Source organism: Photobacterium aquae, from assembly GCF_001029445.1.
Taxonomy (GTDB): domain Bacteria; phylum Pseudomonadota; class Gammaproteobacteria; order Enterobacterales; family Vibrionaceae; genus Photobacterium; species Photobacterium aquae.
In genome coordinates this window covers 43,207-60,260 of sequence record NZ_LDOT01000008.1, presented here as the reverse complement: position 1 = coordinate 60,260, position 17,054 = coordinate 43,207, and the positions used below count along the sequence as shown (strand labels likewise).

The following is a 17,054-nucleotide window of genomic DNA, read 5'->3' as shown; positions in this document are numbered from 1 at the left end:
GCTGATATCGCCAAGGGTGGCTACATCCTGAAAGATTGTGCTAGCAAGCCTGAGCTTATCTTTATCGCTACGGGTTCTGAAGTTGAGCTAGCCGTAGAAGCAGCAGCACAGCTAACCGCTGAAGGCCGTCAGGTTCGCGTTGTTTCTATGCCTGCAACTGATGTATTCGACAAGCAAGACGCAGCCTACCGCGAAGCAGTACTGCCATCTGACGTGACTGCGCGTGTTGCCATCGAAGCGGGTATCGCTGACTTCTGGTACAAGTACGTTGGTTTCGACGGCCGTATCATCGGCATGAGCACCTTCGGCGAGTCTGCACCTGCCGACGAGCTGTTCAAGATGTTTGGCTTCACCACTGAAAATGCAGTGGCAACCGCCAAAGAGCTTCTGGACTAATTGCCGCGCTGATTTATTTCAATGCATAAAATAAAGACCTCTGCGGAGGTCTTTTTTTATGGAAAGTGGGATCTGACTCACAGCTGAATTGGCGGCAAAAACAGCTTGGATGTTAAGGTTTTATTGGCTAAGTTTTTGTTTTTATTTGGTGTTAGTGGTCTGGGTGATACGGGTCACATTTATCGTGATTCTGCTTGGCGCTTGGTATACACTAACGCGGCTTATTAATTTTGTAGCACGGATATGACACTAAAAGTCGCAATTAATGGATTTGGCCGTATCGGACGCAGTGTGCTTCGCGCCCTGTATGAAAGCGGCAAACGCCATCAAATGAAGATCGTGGCAGTCAACGAGTTGGCTGAGCCGGAAGCAATGGCTCACCTTCTGCAGTATGACACCTGTCATGGTCGCTTCTGCAAGTCTGTCAGCCATGATCAGGAACACCTGTTTATTGGTCATGATGACGGCGAGCGCGACAGTGTCCGTATTTTGCATCAGAGTGATATATCACTCTTGCCGTGGCATGATCTTGAGGTCGATATCGTCTTGGATTGTACCGGTGTCTATGGCTCCCGCGCTGACGGCGAGGCCCATCTCAAGGCCGGTGCCGGCAAAGTTCTGTTTTCCCATCCTGCTGCAAAAGATATCGACAATACCGTTATTTACGGCGTCAACCACCAAACGCTGCTGCCTGAACACAAAATAGTGTCTAATGGCTCTTGCACCACCAACTGTATTGTCCCTGTTATTAAGGTTCTGGACGAGAACTTCGGTATCGAGTCCGGCACGATTACCACGATCCACTCGGCGATGAATGACCAGCAGGTCATTGACGCCTACCATTCCGATTTGCGCCGTACTCGCGCTGCCAGCCAGTCAATAATTCCAGTTGATACTAAGCTACACTTGGGGATTGGTCGTATTTTTCCGAAATTTTCTGACAAGTTTGAAGCTATTTCCGTGCGCGTTCCGACAATTAACGTTACTGCGATGGATTTGAGCGTTACTGTAAAGACAAACGTGAAAGTTAATGACGTAAATCAATCCTTAGCGGCTGTATCTCGTAGTACATTGAGTGGCATAGTAGATTACACCGAAGCCCCGCTGGTCTCGGTTGATTTCAACCATGACCCGCACAGTGCGATTGTCGACGGTACCCAGACCAGGGTGAGCAACCAGCACTTGGTTAAATTGCTGGTTTGGTGCGATAACGAATGGGGTTTTGCCAACCGAATGCTAGACACCGCGTTGGCTATGTATGCCGTCGATAGGGCGGATACACAAGCAGTAAGAATTACCGAGCCTTGCAGTGACGCTGGGCTGACTAAAAATTGAATTTTAAATTAACAAGTTGAGAGGACAAACCATGTCTGTAATCAAGATGACTGATCTGGACCTAGCTGGTAAACGCGTATTTATCCGTGCTGACCTAAACGTGCCAGTGAAAGACGGTAAAGTAACTTCAGATGCACGTATCCTTGCATCTCTACCTACCATCAAGCTTTGTCTAGAAGCCGGTGCGAAAGTAATGGTTACTTCTCACCTAGGTCGTCCAACTGAAGGCGAGTACGCGGAAGAGTTCTCTCTACAGCCTGTTGTTAACTACCTGAACGACGCACTTGATTGCGAAGTTAAACTGGCTAAAGACTACCTGAACGGCCTAGAGCTGAACGCTGGTGAGCTAGTTGTTCTTGAAAACGTTCGCTTCAACAAAGGCGAGAAGAAGAACGAAGAAGAGTTGTCTAAGCAGTACGCAGCACTGTGTGATGTGTTCGTAATGGATGCATTCGGTACAGCTCACCGCGCCCAGGCATCTACTCACGGTGTAGGCATGCACGCTCCAGTTGCTTGTGCTGGCCCTCTACTAGCTGCAGAGCTAGAAGCACTAGGCAAAGCAATGGACAACCCACAGCGTCCACTTGTTGCTATCGTTGGTGGCTCTAAGGTTTCTACTAAGCTGACTGTTCTTGAGTCTCTGTCTAAAGTTGCTGACCAGCTAGTTGTTGGTGGCGGTATCGCTAACACCTTTATCGCAGCTGCTGGCCACAACGTAGGTAAGTCTCTGTACGAAGCTGACCTAATCGAAACTGCACAGAAGCTGATGGAAGAGTGTTCTATCCCAGTTGCAACTGACGTTGCTTGTGCTAAAGCATTCGACGAAAACGCAGAAGCAGAAATTAAGAACGTTGCTGACGTACAAGACGATGACATGATCTTCGACCTAGGCCCAGATTCAACTGCGGCACTGGCTGAAATCATCGGCAATGCAAAAACTATTCTTTGGAACGGCCCAGTTGGCGTATTCGAGTTCAAGAACTTCGAAGCGGGTACAGCAGGCATTTCTAAAGCTATCGCTGAATCAGCAGGCTTCTCTGTTGCAGGCGGCGGTGACACACTAGCAGCTATCGACAAGTTCGGTATCAAAGCAGATGTTTCTTACATCTCTACTGGTGGCGGTGCGTTCCTTGAGTTCGTAGAAGGTAAGGTTCTACCAGCGGTTGCTATGCTGGAAGAGCGCGCTAAAGCGTAATTATATGAGTCGGGAGCCGTTGGCTCCCGTACTTATCGTTTGTGAATGGGGTCGTGTTTTTGTAAAATAGCGGCCAGTAGCAAACGATTGCACAGAATTACTTTTAATACAGACAACAAGGCAAATAGGACTATTGTTATGTCTAAGATCTTCGATTTCGTAAAACCTGGTGTTATTTCTGGCGACGACGTACAGAAAGTTTTTGAAGTAGCAAAAGAAAACAACTTTGCACTGCCAGCAGTTAACGTTGTTAACACTGACTCAATCAACGGTGTACTTGAAGCTGCTGCTAAAGTAAAAGCACCAGTTGTTGTTCAGTTCTCTAACGGCGGTGCAGGTTTCTTCGCTGGTAAGGGCGTGAAACTAGAAGGTCAAGGTGCACAAATCCTTGGTGCTGTAGCGGGTGCTAAATACGTACACGCTGTTGCTGAAGCATACGGTGTGCCAGTAATCCTGCACACTGACCACGCTGCTAAGAAACTACTTCCTTGGATCGACGGTCTACTAGACGCTGGCGAAGAGTACTTCGCGCAAACTGGTAAGCCTCTATTCTCTTCTCACATGATCGACCTGTCTGAAGAGTCTCTAGAAGAGAACATCGAAATCTGTTCTAAGTACCTAGAGCGCATGGAAAAGATGGGCATGACTCTTGAGTTTGAACTAGGTTGTACTGGCGGCGAAGAAGACGGCGTTGACAACTCTGACATGGACTCTTCTGAGCTATACACTTCTCCAGAAGACGTTGCATACGCTTACGAGAAACTAATCGCAATCAGCCACCGTTTCACTATCGCTGCCTCTTTCGGTAACGTACACGGTGTTTACCAGGCTGGTAACGTTGTACTGACTCCAACTATCCTGCGTGACTCTCAGAAGTACTGCTCTGAGAAGTTCGGTATTGCACCAAACGCGCTTAACTTCGTATTCCACGGCGGTTCAGGTTCAACTGAAGCTGAAATCAAAGAGTCTATCAGCTACGGTGTGATCAAGATGAACATCGATACTGATACTCAGTGGGCAACTTGGGACGGTATCCGTAAGTACGAAGCTGAAAACCACGATTACCTACAGGGCCAGATCGGTAACCCAACTGGCGAAGGCGCTCCTAACAAGAAGTACTACGATCCACGCGTATGGCTACGTGCTGGTCAGTCTTCAATGGTTGCGCGTCTTGAGAAAGCATTTGCTGACCTTAACGCAATCGACGTACTGTAATTTACAGTTAACGTGTTGATTTAAAAGCCCGCGAAAGCGGGCTTTTTTGTATCGGTCAAAATAGGGGTGTGACCTGTATCAAATAGTTGTTGGTGTTGTTCGCCGGTGACGTTATTATCCGGCGCGAAATATGGGCGGTAGCATACTGCCTTCTAGCCGGTAAGCCGCCGCAGCGGTGGCCCGGGTAGGTATATTACTTAATTAAGTCTATGATTATCAGTGCTTCCGTGATAAGCGGAAATGAAAATAACAATAGCTGGGTGAGAAAAGTATGAGTGAGAGCGTTGCAAATACCGTAACGGAAACTGTCGTTGATACTATCAAGGACAATGATTTGACGAACGGCGTGCTGAACGCCGGGAACTGGCTGGCAGACAACCACGACCTGTTGATCCAATACGCGGTCAATATTGTCGCGGCACTGCTGATTCTGTTTATTGGTAACATCGTTACCAAGGCCGTTGCCAATGGCGTGGCAAGAATGCTGCGCAAGAAAGAAATGGACGAGGCCGTGGTGGAGTTCCTGCATTCGCTGGTTCGCTACCTGCTGTTTGTCATCGTATTGATTGCAGCTCTAAGCCGCGTTGGCGTGCAGACTGCCTCTGTGGTTGCCGTGATCGGTGCCGCTGGTTTGGCCGTTGGCCTGGCGCTGCAAGGTTCGCTGTCTAACTTCGCCGCAGGTGTTCTGATTGTGGCATTCCGTCCATTCAAGTCTGGTGACTTCGTGGAAGTTGGCGGCGTAGCAGGTCTGGTTGAGGCTATTCAGGTGTTCTCTACTATCCTGAAAACCACAGACAACAAAATGGTCGTAGTACCTAACTCGGCCGTTATCGGCGGTCCAATCACTAACTACTCGCGTCATGCTACGCGCCGTATCGACTTCGTTATCGGTGTGTCTTACAAGGCTGACCTGAAGAAGACGAAAGCGGTTCTTGAGCGTGTTGTCTCTGCTGACGAGCGTGTCCTGAAAGATCCAGCTCCGACCGTGGGTGTGGTTGCTCTTGCTGATTCATCAGTGAATTTCGTGGTGCGCCCTTGGGTGAACACGGCTGACTACTGGGATGTTTACTTCGATCTGCTTCAGGCGATCAAAGAAGAGTTGGATCAAGAAGGTATCGAGATCCCATTCCCGCAGATGGACGTTCACTTGAACAAAATCGAAGGCTGATAGCGCAACGGCGCTGGCCTGAAGGAAAAATGGAGCCATATCGGCTCCATTTTTTTATGCCTGAAATTAGGCCTCAGTCTCGGTCGGCAGCGGCAGAACCGGGTTGGGCAGGGCGGCCAGGAGGTGATTGAGATCAGCACTGGCAAAAGCGAAGGTGTGATCAGGCTTGCCGGGGGTAAACATCAGGTCCTGATAGCTATATACCACCGGGTCGATTAGCAGGGTGATATCGTCAGGAAGCCCGAACGGGCAGACGGCCCCAGGCGCGCAGCCGATGGCCGAAATCATCTCGTCATGGGTACAGACGGAGACCCGTTTGCCCAGTACCTGCTTGACCAACTTGCTGTCGAGGCGGCTGTCACGGTGGGTCAGCAGCAGGCAGTGGCCGCCGCCCTTGATTTTCATGAACAGGCTCTTGGTCGGTGCGGCAGTCCAGCCGAGCGCCTTGCCTATCCGTTCATCGGCCTCGAAGTCGAGGATTGGCTCGTGCTGCCATTGCTGGTAGCTGACGCCTGCTCGGGAAAACAGGGCAAGGTTGGCGTGGTAGATTTCATCGAGTTTGTCAGGCTGCATATTGGCTCCATAGTCCTTGTGCCAGATGGCTGGCGATCACGAACATCATAGCCGCAACGGCTAGGTCAATTCCGCGTTTCACCTTGGGTTTTGATAATCACGTGGCGACCTTTGCTGTGGTATTGATGGAATATAAAAAACATTGTGCAAAAAATTTTATGATTAGGGAATTTTTTGTCATGTGCTGTTGTCCAATAGCCATATTCCGAATAAATATAGGAAAGCACGATGAAAAAACAGTTAGTTGCCGTAATGTTGGGGCTGGGGATGATGGGCGCAAGTGGTATGGCTTCGGCCAATATCGATGTGCCGCATTTGGAGACGACAGGGATCGGTGAGATCACCGTCCAGCCTGATATGGCCGTGTTTTCGGTGGCGGTAGACGAAATGCGCCCTAGCGCCAAGGAAGCCAAGCTGGCAGCCGACAAGGCGGTGACAGCGTTTGTCGATCGCCTGTTGGCGGAAGGGCTTGATCGCAGCCAGATCCAAAGTGCCAATATCAGCCTTCAGCCGCAGTACCATTACCCGAAGGACAAGGCTCCCGAGCTTCAGGGATACCGGGCAACCCGTACCGTGACGGTAACCGTCAGCCAGCTTGACCAACTCAATACCTACCTAGACAGCGCGCTGGGCGATGGTATTAACCGGATCAATAATATCGAGCTGAAAGTGAGCGACGAGTCGGCAGTACAGGAGCAGGCCCGTCTGGCTGCTATCAAAGATGCCCAAACTAAGGCCAAATCATTGGCGGAAGGCTTTGGTCAAAAGCTCGATGGGGTATGGCAGATTTCCTACCAGTCGCATAACCCGCGTCCGGTAATGATGCGAATGGCGATGGATGCCGCACCAGCGAATTCGGCTGGCTACCAGGACACCCAGATCACGGTGCGTGACAGCGTGGATGTGATTTTCAAGCTGGAAGAATAGTCGCCGCGAGTCTAGCGAAAACAAAAAGGAGAGCCTATAGGCTCTCCTTTTTTGGATCGGGGCAATGTTACGGTGCTGAGTGCAGGATCCGTGCACGGATAGTGCCATCGATCGCCTTGAGCTTTTTGAGGGCGGCATCGGCATGCACAGTTTCCACATCGATAACCACATAGCCGATTTCAGGACCTGTCTGGAGGTACTGGGCGGCAATGTTAATCCCGTCAGCGGCAAAAATCGTGGTGATTTGGTTGAGGATCCCTGGGCGGTTCTCGTGGATGTGGAGCAGGCGCGAGCAGCTGCGGTGCTCGGGCAGCGACACTTCCGGGAAGCCAACCGCAGACAGGGTAGAGCCGTTGTCCGAGTACTTGGCCATCTTACCTGCCACCTCGATGCCGATATTTGCCTGAGCCTCCTGGGTCGAACCGCCGATGTGCGGGGTCAGCAGTACGTTGTCGAATTTTGCCAACGGCGTTTCAAATGGATCGCTATTGGTCTGGGGCTCTGCCGGGAACACATCAATGGCGGCACCGGCAATATGGTTGCTTTCAAGGGCGCTGCACAGGGCGTCGATGTCAACCACGGTACCACGGGCGGCGTTGATGAAGATCGCGCCGGGCTTCATGCGGGCGAATTCCTCTGCCCCCATCATATTCTGGGTGTCAGGGGTTTCCGGGACATGGAGGCTGACAACATCGCACTTGTTGAGCAGCTCGGTAAGCAGCGGCAGTTGGGTTGCATTGCCAAGCGAGAGCTTGTTTTCGATGTCGTAGTAGTAGACTTTCATCCCGAGGTTTTCGGCCAGAATGCCGAGTTGGGTACCGATATGGCCGTAGCCGATGATCCCGAGCCGCTTGCCGCGGGCCTCGAAGGCGTGATCGGCTGACTTGAACCATTCGCCCCGGTGGGCCTTGGCATTTTTCTCGGGGATCCCGCGCAGTAACAGCAGGATTTCGCCCAGTACAAGTTCGGCCACGCTGCGGGTATTTGAGAACGGAGCATTGAAGACCGGGATCCCGCGCTTGGCCGCCGCGCGGAGGTTGACCTGGTTAGTCCCGATGCAGAAGCAACCCACGGCAATGAGTTTCTTGGCGGCGCTGAAGACTTCCTCGGTGAGTTCGGTACGGGAGCGGATCCCGACAAAGTGGGCATCGGAAATAGCGGTCAGCAGTTCATCACCGGACAAGGAACCTTTGTGGTATTCGATATTGCTGTAGCCAGCCTGCTGCAGCACCTCGATGGCCGACGGGTGGACCCCTTCGAGCAGCAGAATTTTTATCTTGTCTTTATCCAGTGAATATTTAGCCATTTTGTACTCATCCTTAATACATAGATAGCGCTGGGGAAGCGGGGCAGAGGCAGGAAATGCGGGTGCAGGTATCCTGTGTGCGGGGCTGGCCATATGCGCCATATTCGGTTGTTCTGGAATTACGTTATCAAAAAACAACCAAAATGGGTAAGAATATTACAGAATAGATAAAAAAAACGGCATATATTATGCCGTTTTGAAAGTTGGTAACGAATTTCGCGGCTGAAGGCTGGGTGAAACAGCACAGCCGCGTTGCGAATCCGTTATTTTTCGATTTTTTTCACGCCGTCCGGTGTGCCCATCAGCAGGACGTCGGCACCTCGGTGGGCGAACAGGCCGACGGTCACGACGCCAGGTAGGGCATTGATCGCATCTTCCATGGCTTTCGCATCGGTGATGGCCATGTTGTGGACATCCAAGATGATGTTGCCGTTGTCGGTGATGCAGCCTTCGCGGTAAACCGGATCGCCACCGAGCTTAACCAGCTCGCGGCCGATAAATGAGCGAGCCATTGGGATGACTTCGACCGGCAATGGGAACTGGCCCAAAACGTCAACTTGCTTAGTGTTGTCGACGATGCAGATGAATTGCTTGGCAATGGCTGCCACGATTTTCTCGCGGGTCAGCGCCGCACCGCCGCCTTTGATCATATCGAAGTCGCCGTTGATTTCGTCAGCGCCATCAACATAGATATCCAAGCTGGAGACTTCGTTGGCATCAAAGACCGGAATACCGATTTTTTCCAAGCGCTCGGTAGATGCAACAGAACTTGAAACGGCGCCCTTGATTTCCTCTTTACGGGTTGCCAGCGCGTCGATGAAGTGATTGACGGTTGAGCCGGTGCCCACCCCCACAATACTGCCCTTGGTTACGTATTCTAAGGCAGCCCAGCCTGCGGCTTTCTTCATTTCATCTTGTGTCATGCTTTTCTCCTAGTGGATGACATTGTGCGGAGCGCCGATTATAGCCAAATCCATCGCAGCCGTCAGGCGTTATCTGGCACAATAAAGCCGCAACCCTCAGATTAACAAGACAATTCTATTATTTACATGGGCTTACCCGATGCAATATTTTGCCAAATACCAATCGTTTGCCTTTTGGGCTACCAACGGTAATGGTGGCTGGGGGTGATGATTTCCGGCAACGGGACATCCCAGGACTGACTGGGCAGGGAGGCGACCTGCTGGCAATCATGGGCAAGGCCGATGGGGCGAGGGCCTTCACGGTGGTGGTGCCAGCGTGACAGGGTCCGATCATAGTAGCCGCCGCCCATTCCCAGACGGTGCCCCGTTGCATCGAAGGCGACCAGCGGGGTGCAGACCACATCGAGATTGGCAATCGGACAAACTCGGCGGATATCGAGCACCGGTTCGGCGATCCCGAAGCGGTTGGGTGCCATGGGGGTATTGGGGCTGTAGCCGAGGAATAGGAGATGGCCTTTGCTGAAGGGATGGAGCACCGGTAGGTAAACGTGTTTGCCGGCTTGCCATAACCAGTGGATCAGCGGTTCGGTATCCAGTTCGCCATCGTTGGTTAGGTACAGGGCGATATGGTGGGCTTGTTTCAGGGTATCGGAAACTTGGCAGCGGGCAAGCAAGGCTTGGGCAGCACGATTTTGTTCAGAGGTGCTGAGCGCGCGTCGAGTTTTACGAATAGTTTGGCGAATATGCTGGCGAGTGACTCCAGCGGGAACCGTCGCTCTCATAGGTCATCCGGTGACTGAGTGGGTTCGATGATAGGCACTGTCTGCGTGCCACTGGGAATAGGTGCCCCAAGGTGCCGTTGCGAATAGTTGGCCCTTGAACCAGAGTTCAAGGTGGACCTGCAACATTAACCGTAGGCTTCTCGGTACGAGCCGAGCATGCTCAATAGCTAATAAAAGCAGATCCTGGGTTTTTGCTTATCGGCTCGGGGACGTTAATCCGCTGACGCACACCCCAGGGTCAATTCATTATCAACGCTCAGGCTGATATTGCAATGCTTTCTCCAATAAATCTTGCATTTCATTGATTCTATTGGACATTTTATCAGCATTGCGCTGTTGTTCATGGCGTTCGCTATGCAGTTCGTTGCAAATATTGAGACCGGTAAAGATCAGTAGCTGCTCGGTATTGTTGATATGGGTTCGATCTGCGAGCTCTTTCAGGCGCTGGTCAAAGTCAGCGGCCGCTGCTTTGAGGGCGTCTTCTTGACCCGCAGGACAATTTACCTTGAGGCTGCGGCCCAAAACCTGAATTTCTACTGCCTGGTTACTCATAAGTGTTTAATCTGCTCCGTGCCAGATTGATCAATATGGCATTCCGCTTGCGATACGCGTTAAGACAGCCAATATAGAAAAAGCCCTAGCAACATGCAAGCCGCCTATTCACGCTTTGCGATCAATTGTGTCTGACTAAACAGATATTAACCAGTTTGGCACAAACGTGCGCCTGTCACTCGAAAAGCCAAGTGACGCTGGTTTCTGATAAGTGGTAGCATAACAGTTAATCTAACGAATTCTATACGAAAAGGTGAACAGCCATGAGCGAACTATCATTGCCGGCCTATGAAACCCTTGAGCCGCTTCTGAAAGAACAGGGGCTTGCGGTCAACCCAGCCGAGCTGCACGGCCTGCTTAGCGGGATGATTTGCGCTGGTCTGGCGACAGACGGTGAGCACTGGCTGGCGCCAGTTGCCGATTATGCTAATCAGGGCGAGCCGCTGACTGACGGCGCCAAGGCGGTTGTGCGCTCGGTGTTTGATCCGGCAGCCAGCCAGTTGCAGGGCGTATTGAGCACCTTGCTAAATTCGACGGCGTCTGAATTGGCCGAGATTGAGTTCACCGTGTCGCTGCTGTTACCGGCAGAAAATACCGATCTCATGCTGCGTGGCGAGGCACTGGGCGAATGGGTGACCAATTTCATCTCCGGCCTTGGCCTGATGGGCATGCGCAAAGAGACCCTCTCCGATGACGTGACCGAGGCGATTGCCGCCCTGCAGGAGATCGCCCAGTTGGGCATCGACGAGGACGAGGATATGGAAGAGCAGGCGATGCTGCTAGACAATATTGTGGCCTACGTCCCTGAATGTGTTCTAGTGTGTTTGGTTGGTCTGAGCCAGCGTGGCGAGCTCGACGAGGCGGTGCACGAACAGGACGGCAAGCCAACCTTGCATTGATCTATGGGCGAATGTGATAGAGGGCATACCGTGAAGCAGTATGATGTCGTTATTGCTGGAGGGGCGATGGCCGGGGCAACCTTGGCTATTGCGCTCGATACGTTGGGCGGCGGTCGATTGAAAATCGCCGTGGTAGAGGCTGTCGAGCCGTGTCTTGACCAGCACCCGGGCTATGATGCCCGCAGTATAGCGTTATCTCTTGGTTCATCCGAACTGCTGGCCTCGATTGGGTGCTGGCAGGCGTTGTCCGATATGGCTACACCGATTTCGGATATCCATGTTTCTGACCGTGGCCATGCCGGTATGCTGCATATCGGTGCCCGCGAACAGGCTGTCAACGCACTCGGTTATGTCATTGAGCTGGCTGATGCAGGCAAGCTGTTTCACCGTCAACTGGCTGAACGCGAGTCGATAGACCTGTTGTGCCCGGAGACCATCGAGGCCATTGAACGGGATCTCGAGGGCAACATCCTCACCTTGGCCAGCGGCAAGCGTTTGGCCTGCTCGCTGGTGGTGGCGGCTGACGGTGCCGTGTCGGGATGCTGTGAGATGCTGGGGATCGGGCGCGATGAGTATGACTTCCAGCAAATTGCGGTGATTGCCAATGTCACGACTGCCGAACATCACCAGGGACGGGCTTTCGAGCGCTTTACCCCTGACGGCCCTGTTGCTTTACTGCCGATGTCGGAGGGGCGCTGTTCGCTGGTATGGTGTATCCGCCCCGAGTCGCAGGCCGAAATCATGGGCCTTGACGACGAGGCGTTTCTGGCTCGCCTTCAGCAGGCGTTTGGCTGGCGGTTGGGCCGTATGCAAAAAGCCGGGCGGCGAGATGCCTATCCGTTGCTGTTGCGTTGCTCTCAGCGGCTGGTTTCCCATCGGGCTGCGGTGGTAGGCAATGCAGCCCAGACCCTTCACCCGATTGCCGGTCAGGGGTTCAACCTCGGGCTGCGCGATGTCATGAGCCTTGCCGAGGAGATCCTGCGCGGAACGGCCGAGGGGCTCGATGCCGGTCATCAGCGGATACTGAGCCGCTACCGCCAGCGCCGGACACCGGATCGCGATGCCACCGTGATGATGACGGCTGGACTGGTCGGGATTTTTGCCAATGAAAGTCTCCCTTTTGTCGTCGGCCGCAATGTAGGGTTGGCTGCGATGGGATGGAGCGATGTATGTAAGGCCCCGCTGGTGCGTCGGGCTATGGGACAGGTAGAACGATAATCATGATGCAAAATGTGGATGTCGCCATTATTGGCGGCGGAATGGTGGGATTGGCTCTGGCTGCGGCATTGGCCGATACCGAGTTGCGGGTAGCTGTGATCGAGGGGCGTGAGCCTGAGCGGGAATTGTCCGCTCTGCCCGATATCCGAGTCTCGGCCCTGAGCCGAGCCAGTGAGCGTATTTTGCGTCAGGTCGGGGCATGGCAGGGGATTGAGGCACGCCGACTGGCCCCCTATGACAAGATGGAAGTCTGGGAGCAGGACAGCTTTGCCCGGATTGCCTTTGATGCAGCCCGACTCGCCCAGCCGGATCTCGGCCATATCGTCGAGAACCGGGTGATTCAGCTGGCCTTACTTGACCGGGTGAGCCAATTGCCGAACGTGACCTTGATGATGCCGGAGCAGTGTCAGAGCATGGCGTTCGGTGAGCATGAGGCTTGGCTCAGTCTGGCATCGGGCAAGCACCTGACGGCCAAGCTGGTGGTCGGTGCCGATGGTGCGAATTCTTGGGTACGCCAGCAGTTGGATATCCCATTGACTCACTGGGATTATGGCCACAGCGCGATCGTAGCCAACATTCGCTGTAGTGATCCGCATGGTCAGACCGCCCGCCAGATTTTCCGCCCTGATGGGCCGTTGGCCTTCTTGCCGATGGGCGAGCCGGATCTGTGCTCGATTGTCTGGTCGCTGCCGCCCGAGCGTGCCGCCGAGTTGGTGGCAATGCCGGAGCAGGCGTTCAACAAGCACTTGACCGCGGCCTTTGATCACCGTTTGGGCTTGTGCCAGGTGGAAGGTGAGCGTCAGGCGTTCCCGCTGCGGATGCGTTATGCGCGTGATTTTGTGCGTGAGCGGGTGGCCTTGGTTGGAGATGCCGCCCATACCATTCATCCACTAGCGGGGCAGGGGGTGAACCTTGGTCTGTTGGATGCCGCGAGCTTGGCTCAGGAAATCAAGGCGCTGTGGCAGCAAGATAAAGATATCGGTGCCAAGGCTAATCTGCGCCCTTATGAACGATGGCGAAAAGCAGAGGCGGCCAAGATGATTGCGTCTATGCAAGGTTTCCGAGACCTCTTTTCCGGAAGCCACCCGGCCAAGAAGCTGGTCCGTGATATCGGTATGCTGTTCGTCGACAAGGCCCCGGGCCTGAAAGACGAATTCATGCGCCGGGCATTAGGGCTGAGTGGTCATTTACCCGAATTGGCCCGTCCCCGTTGATGTTTTGCCAAGCCGCCTTCGGGCGGCTTTTTTGTTGGTATTTTTTATTACTCATTTTGGGACTTTTTCTCCTACATTAAATATCAGTAGAGCGGGCCGAGGTGGCTTGCTCGTGGCCGAGGGCGGCAAAAGCCCTCTGTATGTCTTGTTTCTGCTTTGTTCGCAAGTGCGTGTGGCAAAAGGCAGGCTTTCAAAGGGAAGTTTAACCATGAGCTATATTCCTTCTGAGTTGAAGTTTACCAATACCCATGAGTGGGTACGCCCCGAGGGGGATGGGGTATATACCATCGGGATCACTGATCATGCCCAGTCAATGCTGGGGGATATGGTGTTTGTCGACCTGCCGGAAATAGATGCTGCCGCAGAGGCCGGGGAAGACTGTGCTGTGGCCGAGTCGGTAAAGGCTGCCACGGATGTATACGCGCCGCTTACCGGCTATGTCGTTGCGGTTAATGAAGAATTGGAGGGGGCCCCCGAATTGGTAAACAGCGATCCGTATGGTGACGGCTGGTTGTTTCAATTGAAAGTGGATGATGAAAGCGAGGTGGCAGATTTGCTTGATGCAGATAGCTATCTTGATTTGATCGACGAGGATAGCGACGACTAGTGGTGATAAGTAAAAAGCCCACCGAGGTGGGCTTGCTGCGCAGACAGGAATGGGATTAGGCGTATTCTTTCAAGCGCCTTATTTCACTGTTGATTTCTTTTACGGTTTGAAAATGGTGTTGCTGGGCCTTGATAGGTACAAGCAACTGGCCATTTTGGAACTCGTAGCCCCCCCTGCCATCAATGTAGATCCTTCCACGGAATAAACGACTAACGTGCTTTGCGATCATCTGGGGCACGTAGTGTTTGAACATGCGCATATTTTGCCAACCTTCCTTTTGCCAACGTCGTCGCAAATTATAAAACAACATGCATGAACCTTTTGTGACGACTTCAGCATAATCGCGATGTTAAAGAGATCTTGATTTATAAATTCTTTTTAATCAAAGCATCAATACAGAGTTTTATTCTGCTCCGTATCTCTCAATAACAAATGTGCACCATTGCATATTATTCATGCTCTTCTGAATGATTCCCAATTATCTCCTATTTATTAATGGTTTAAATAGGATTCCCCTTCACATCGATACAGCCTGAACAGATCTTTTATCGGTGATTTTTCCATATGATCGGTAGCTTGCCAGGCAGAAAGGGGGAGGTGGCAGGAGAAAATGCTGATGAAGTTAAATGGTCTGATCTGCCTCTTTGCCCGTTGCTCATTGGCATAGGCTTTTTTCGCTGGAATTGTGCTGGCAACGGGGAAACATGGCATCCGTCTGCGCTAGATCAATACAAGTTATTGGCATATGCCAATAATAAAGTGGTGAATATGATAGGGGGACACAATGCCAAGACCCAAACTACAGCGGCGGATCAGCTGCCGCCCGGCTTATAGCTGCTATAAGCCCAATGGGGTGCCGATGTCCCAGCTCCCGACCTTGATGTTGGCAGCTGACGAGCTTGAGGCCCTTAAACTGGTTGACCGCGATGGTCATAACCAGCTTGAGGCCGCTCGCCAGTTGGGGGTCTCCCGACAAACATTAGGCAATATTATCGCCAGTGCCCGACACAAAGTCGCCAAGGCCCTGGTCAATGGGATGGCTCTCGAATTAGAGCCGGTCACCGTTACAGAGAAGGAAACAACATGTCGTTAGCAATTGCCGTTACTGCCCGCAGGGAAGTGGCTGGCCATTTTGGCAAGGCTGCAGCATTCTTGCTGTTTGATGATAAAGGTGTGCAGGTCGCGGAAGTTGAGAACAGCGGCAGTCGCGAGGTCGGCTGTAAGCACAAGAAGCTGATCCAGCGTCAGTTGGCCGAATACGGGGTGACCCATTTAGTGGTTGGCAATATCGGTCAGCGCTCACTGGCCCGTTTGCTCAATGCCGGCTGGCAGGTCAGCCGAGTTGCCCCGCGCTCGCCGCTGGAGGCGATTGTCTCCGGCAAGGTAGCCCGCGAGGCCCTGACGGCCGCCGAGCAGGGGCGTCCCTGCAAACGTGAGAAAGGCGACTGTGGTTGTGGTTGCGGCAGCAAGAAAAAGGCGGCACCTGCTAAAATTGGCATGAAGGGACATGCGCCGCGACTAACCGGTGGCCTGTTTCGCCTAGGAGGGTTCACACGATGACATACCTATTGACGGTGATTGTTTTTCTGCTGGTGATTGCGGGCATGGCCATTGGTTGGGTGGTGAAGCGCAAATCGATTCAGGGCAGCTGTGGTGGCTTGGCCAATGTCGGGGTCGAAAAGGAGTGCGGTTGCAAGGAGCCTTGCGATGAGCACAAGCTCTACCAGATCCAAGAGCCGGGAGACAAGGTCTCCTGAGTGGGGTTCGTTGAAGGCCGGTGACTACCGGCCTTTTTTGATCAGTGCAGCTTGCGCAGTTCTTCTACCCGTTCGGTCACTGCATGGTGAACACAGCGGCGCAGCCATTCCTGACGGGGGTGGGCTGCATTGCGCTGGAGCCAGAGCATGTTGATATCGAAATCGGGGATGTGAACCGGAGGGCTGCATTGGCAGAGGTTGTCATGGAACACATCCAGTTTTGCCATCAGGGTCGAAACAACGCAGAGCAGGTTGCGTCCGGTCAGAAGGTGGCGGATGGTGAGGAAGCTACTTGAGCCGACAGCGATGTGGCGCTGGAAGCCTTGCTGCTGCAACTGGTTGTCGACGTTTGTCGCCAGTTTTCCGTCTGGGGTGACCAAGGCTTGCGGGGTCTGGATGTAGCGGGCGAGGTCGATGGGGCTGCCCAGCCCGGTTGCACTGGGGTCAAACAGGCAGACATGATCCTCGGTATAGAGGTATTGGTGGTCGAACTCGCGGGGGATATCGGTCATGCTGCCAATAATCAGGTCGATTTTCTGCTCTTCGGCAGCACGTTGGTAGTTGTTGCGGTCTACATTGCAAAAACTCAGCTGGCTGCGCGGTGCGGCAGCCTGGATGGCGTCGAACAGGGCTGGGGCAAACAGCAGCTCGGCGTAATCGGTCAGGCCAATACGGAACGTACCGTCGTATTGATCGGGGACGAAGGTGCCGGGGCGCAGAACCTGGCTGGTGACCATCTGTAAAATCTGATCGACAACCGGGGCCAGTTCCAGCGCCCTGTCGGTGGCAATCATCTGGTGCCCTTGACGTTCGAAAAGCGGATCATCGAGCAGGCCCCTGAGCCGAGAGAGGTTGTGGCTCATGGCTGACTGGCCGATGGATAGCTTGTCGGCCGCCTTGGTCACGCTGCGGGTTTCCATCAGGGCCGAGAAGGCGACCAGCAAGTTGAGGTCGACCCCGCGCCAGTTGATTGCGCTCATGTTCATT

Annotated in this window: 20 protein-coding genes, 1 other RNA gene and 1 pseudogene; 13 read left to right on the top strand and 9 right to left on the bottom strand. The window is 53.1% G+C overall.

The annotated features are described in order from the left end of the window. From ABT56_RS07985 to mscS, 5 genes are all read left to right on the top strand, one after another. The coding region (locus tag ABT56_RS07985) for a transketolase-like TK C-terminal-containing protein (RefSeq protein ID WP_047878352.1) at positions 1 to 396 on the top strand (396 nt) is incomplete at its 5' end. A gap of 243 nt (positions 397 to 639) precedes the next feature. After that, positions 640 to 1,731 (top strand): erythrose-4-phosphate dehydrogenase, encoded by a 1,092-nt coding sequence (gene epd, locus ABT56_RS07980; protein WP_047878351.1) that lies wholly within the window; start codon positions 640 to 642, stop codon positions 1,729 to 1,731. Positions 1,732 to 1,762: 31 nt separating this feature from the next. Beyond that, on the top strand, positions 1,763 to 2,926 hold the full coding sequence (locus ABT56_RS07975; RefSeq protein WP_047878350.1) for a phosphoglycerate kinase: 1,164 nt from the start codon (positions 1,763 to 1,765) through the stop codon (positions 2,924 to 2,926). A gap of 138 nt (positions 2,927 to 3,064) precedes the next feature. Beyond that, positions 3,065 to 4,141 (top strand): class II fructose-bisphosphate aldolase, encoded by a 1,077-nt coding sequence (fbaA, locus tag ABT56_RS07970; RefSeq protein ID WP_047878349.1) that lies wholly within the window; start codon positions 3,065 to 3,067, stop codon positions 4,139 to 4,141. A 271-nt stretch (positions 4,142 to 4,412) separates the two neighbouring features. Then, the gene (gene mscS, locus ABT56_RS07965) at positions 4,413 to 5,309 is read left to right on the top strand and encodes a small-conductance mechanosensitive channel MscS (RefSeq protein ID WP_047878348.1); all 897 of its coding nucleotides are present in this window, start codon (positions 4,413 to 4,415) and stop codon (positions 5,307 to 5,309) included. A 66-nt stretch (positions 5,310 to 5,375) separates the two neighbouring features. Here mscS and ABT56_RS07960 read toward each other — a convergent pair whose 3' ends face one another. Further along, positions 5,376 to 5,882: a YbaK/EbsC family protein gene (locus tag ABT56_RS07960; RefSeq protein ID WP_047878347.1), complete on the bottom strand. Its 507-nt coding sequence runs from the start codon at positions 5,880 to 5,882 to the stop codon at positions 5,376 to 5,378. After that, positions 5,872 to 5,979 (bottom strand): annotated as a pseudogene (locus ABT56_RS24645) (amino acid transporter); the annotation flags it as partial. The gene ABT56_RS07960 and the pseudogene ABT56_RS24645, both read right to left, overlap by 11 nt. A gap of 131 nt (positions 5,980 to 6,110) precedes the next feature. On the opposite strand from ABT56_RS24645, the gene ABT56_RS07955 reads away from it, so the two are divergent. Continuing rightward, positions 6,111 to 6,809, top strand: coding sequence for an oxidative stress defense protein (locus tag ABT56_RS07955; protein ID WP_047878346.1), 699 nt, complete (start codon positions 6,111 to 6,113; stop codon positions 6,807 to 6,809). 67 nt (positions 6,810 to 6,876) lie between these two features. Here the strand turns inward: ABT56_RS07955 and serA are convergent, their stop codons facing one another. The 5 genes from serA to zapA form a co-directional block, all read right to left on the bottom strand. Then, positions 6,877 to 8,115: a phosphoglycerate dehydrogenase gene (gene serA / locus ABT56_RS07950; RefSeq protein WP_047878345.1), complete on the bottom strand. Its 1,239-nt coding sequence runs from the start codon at positions 8,113 to 8,115 to the stop codon at positions 6,877 to 6,879. 263 nt (positions 8,116 to 8,378) lie between these two features. Continuing rightward, on the bottom strand, positions 8,379 to 9,038 hold the full coding sequence (gene rpiA, locus ABT56_RS07945; RefSeq protein WP_047878344.1) for a ribose-5-phosphate isomerase RpiA: 660 nt from the start codon (positions 9,036 to 9,038) through the stop codon (positions 8,379 to 8,381). 179 nt (positions 9,039 to 9,217) lie between these two features. Beyond that, complete coding sequence (locus tag ABT56_RS07940) at positions 9,218 to 9,820, bottom strand: 5-formyltetrahydrofolate cyclo-ligase (protein WP_047878343.1); 603 nt, start codon at positions 9,818 to 9,820, stop codon at positions 9,218 to 9,220. A gap of 59 nt (positions 9,821 to 9,879) precedes the next feature. After that, positions 9,880 to 10,062, bottom strand: a non-coding RNA gene (ssrS, locus tag ABT56_RS23540) — 6S RNA. A 7-nt stretch (positions 10,063 to 10,069) separates the two neighbouring features. After that, entirely contained in the window at positions 10,070 to 10,372 is a 303-nt protein-coding gene (zapA, locus tag ABT56_RS07935; protein WP_047878342.1) for a cell division protein ZapA, read from the bottom strand. A gap of 263 nt (positions 10,373 to 10,635) precedes the next feature. Between zapA and ABT56_RS07930 the strand changes: the two genes are divergently transcribed. The 4 genes from ABT56_RS07930 to gcvH all read left to right on the top strand — a co-directional run bounded on the left by ABT56_RS07930 (position 10,636) and on the right by gcvH (position 14,310). Further along, on the top strand, positions 10,636 to 11,271 hold the full coding sequence (locus ABT56_RS07930; RefSeq protein WP_047878341.1) for a UPF0149 family protein: 636 nt from the start codon (positions 10,636 to 10,638) through the stop codon (positions 11,269 to 11,271). Positions 11,272 to 11,301: 30 nt separating this feature from the next. Next, the gene (ubiH, locus tag ABT56_RS07925) at positions 11,302 to 12,489 is read left to right on the top strand and encodes a 2-octaprenyl-6-methoxyphenyl hydroxylase (protein ID WP_240478279.1); all 1,188 of its coding nucleotides are present in this window, start codon (positions 11,302 to 11,304) and stop codon (positions 12,487 to 12,489) included. Between the two features lie 2 nt (positions 12,490 to 12,491). After that, positions 12,492 to 13,703, top strand: coding sequence for an FAD-dependent 2-octaprenylphenol hydroxylase (locus ABT56_RS07920; protein WP_047878339.1), 1,212 nt, complete (start codon positions 12,492 to 12,494; stop codon positions 13,701 to 13,703). A gap of 217 nt (positions 13,704 to 13,920) precedes the next feature. Next, complete coding sequence (gcvH, locus tag ABT56_RS07915; RefSeq protein ID WP_338048467.1) at positions 13,921 to 14,310, top strand: glycine cleavage system protein GcvH; 390 nt, start codon at positions 13,921 to 13,923, stop codon at positions 14,308 to 14,310. Between the two features lie 55 nt (positions 14,311 to 14,365). Here gcvH and ABT56_RS07910 read toward each other — a convergent pair whose 3' ends face one another. Then, the gene (locus tag ABT56_RS07910; RefSeq protein ID WP_047878337.1) at positions 14,366 to 14,569 is read right to left on the bottom strand and encodes a DUF1107 domain-containing protein; all 204 of its coding nucleotides are present in this window, start codon (positions 14,567 to 14,569) and stop codon (positions 14,366 to 14,368) included. A gap of 525 nt (positions 14,570 to 15,094) precedes the next feature. Between ABT56_RS07910 and ABT56_RS07905 the strand changes: the two genes are divergently transcribed. The 3 genes from ABT56_RS07905 to nqrM are packed head-to-tail and all read left to right on the top strand — an operon-like array spanning position 15,095 to position 16,067. After that, a complete protein-coding gene (locus ABT56_RS07905) occupies positions 15,095 to 15,403 on the top strand; it encodes a DUF134 domain-containing protein (RefSeq protein ID WP_047878336.1) in 309 nt (102 codons plus the stop codon). Then, the gene (locus ABT56_RS07900; RefSeq protein WP_047878335.1) at positions 15,394 to 15,870 is read left to right on the top strand and encodes a NifB/NifX family molybdenum-iron cluster-binding protein; all 477 of its coding nucleotides are present in this window, start codon (positions 15,394 to 15,396) and stop codon (positions 15,868 to 15,870) included. The genes ABT56_RS07905 and ABT56_RS07900 overlap by 10 nt, the downstream gene beginning before the upstream one ends. Then, positions 15,867 to 16,067: a (Na+)-NQR maturation NqrM gene (nqrM, locus tag ABT56_RS07895; RefSeq protein WP_047878334.1), complete on the top strand. Its 201-nt coding sequence runs from the start codon at positions 15,867 to 15,869 to the stop codon at positions 16,065 to 16,067. Before ABT56_RS07900 ends, nqrM begins: the two co-directional genes overlap by 4 nt. A gap of 41 nt (positions 16,068 to 16,108) precedes the next feature. Here nqrM and ABT56_RS07890 read toward each other — a convergent pair whose 3' ends face one another. Further along, positions 16,109 to 17,047: a LysR substrate-binding domain-containing protein gene (locus ABT56_RS07890; RefSeq protein WP_047878333.1), complete on the bottom strand. Its 939-nt coding sequence runs from the start codon at positions 17,045 to 17,047 to the stop codon at positions 16,109 to 16,111. Positions 17,048 to 17,054 lie beyond the last annotated feature (7 nt).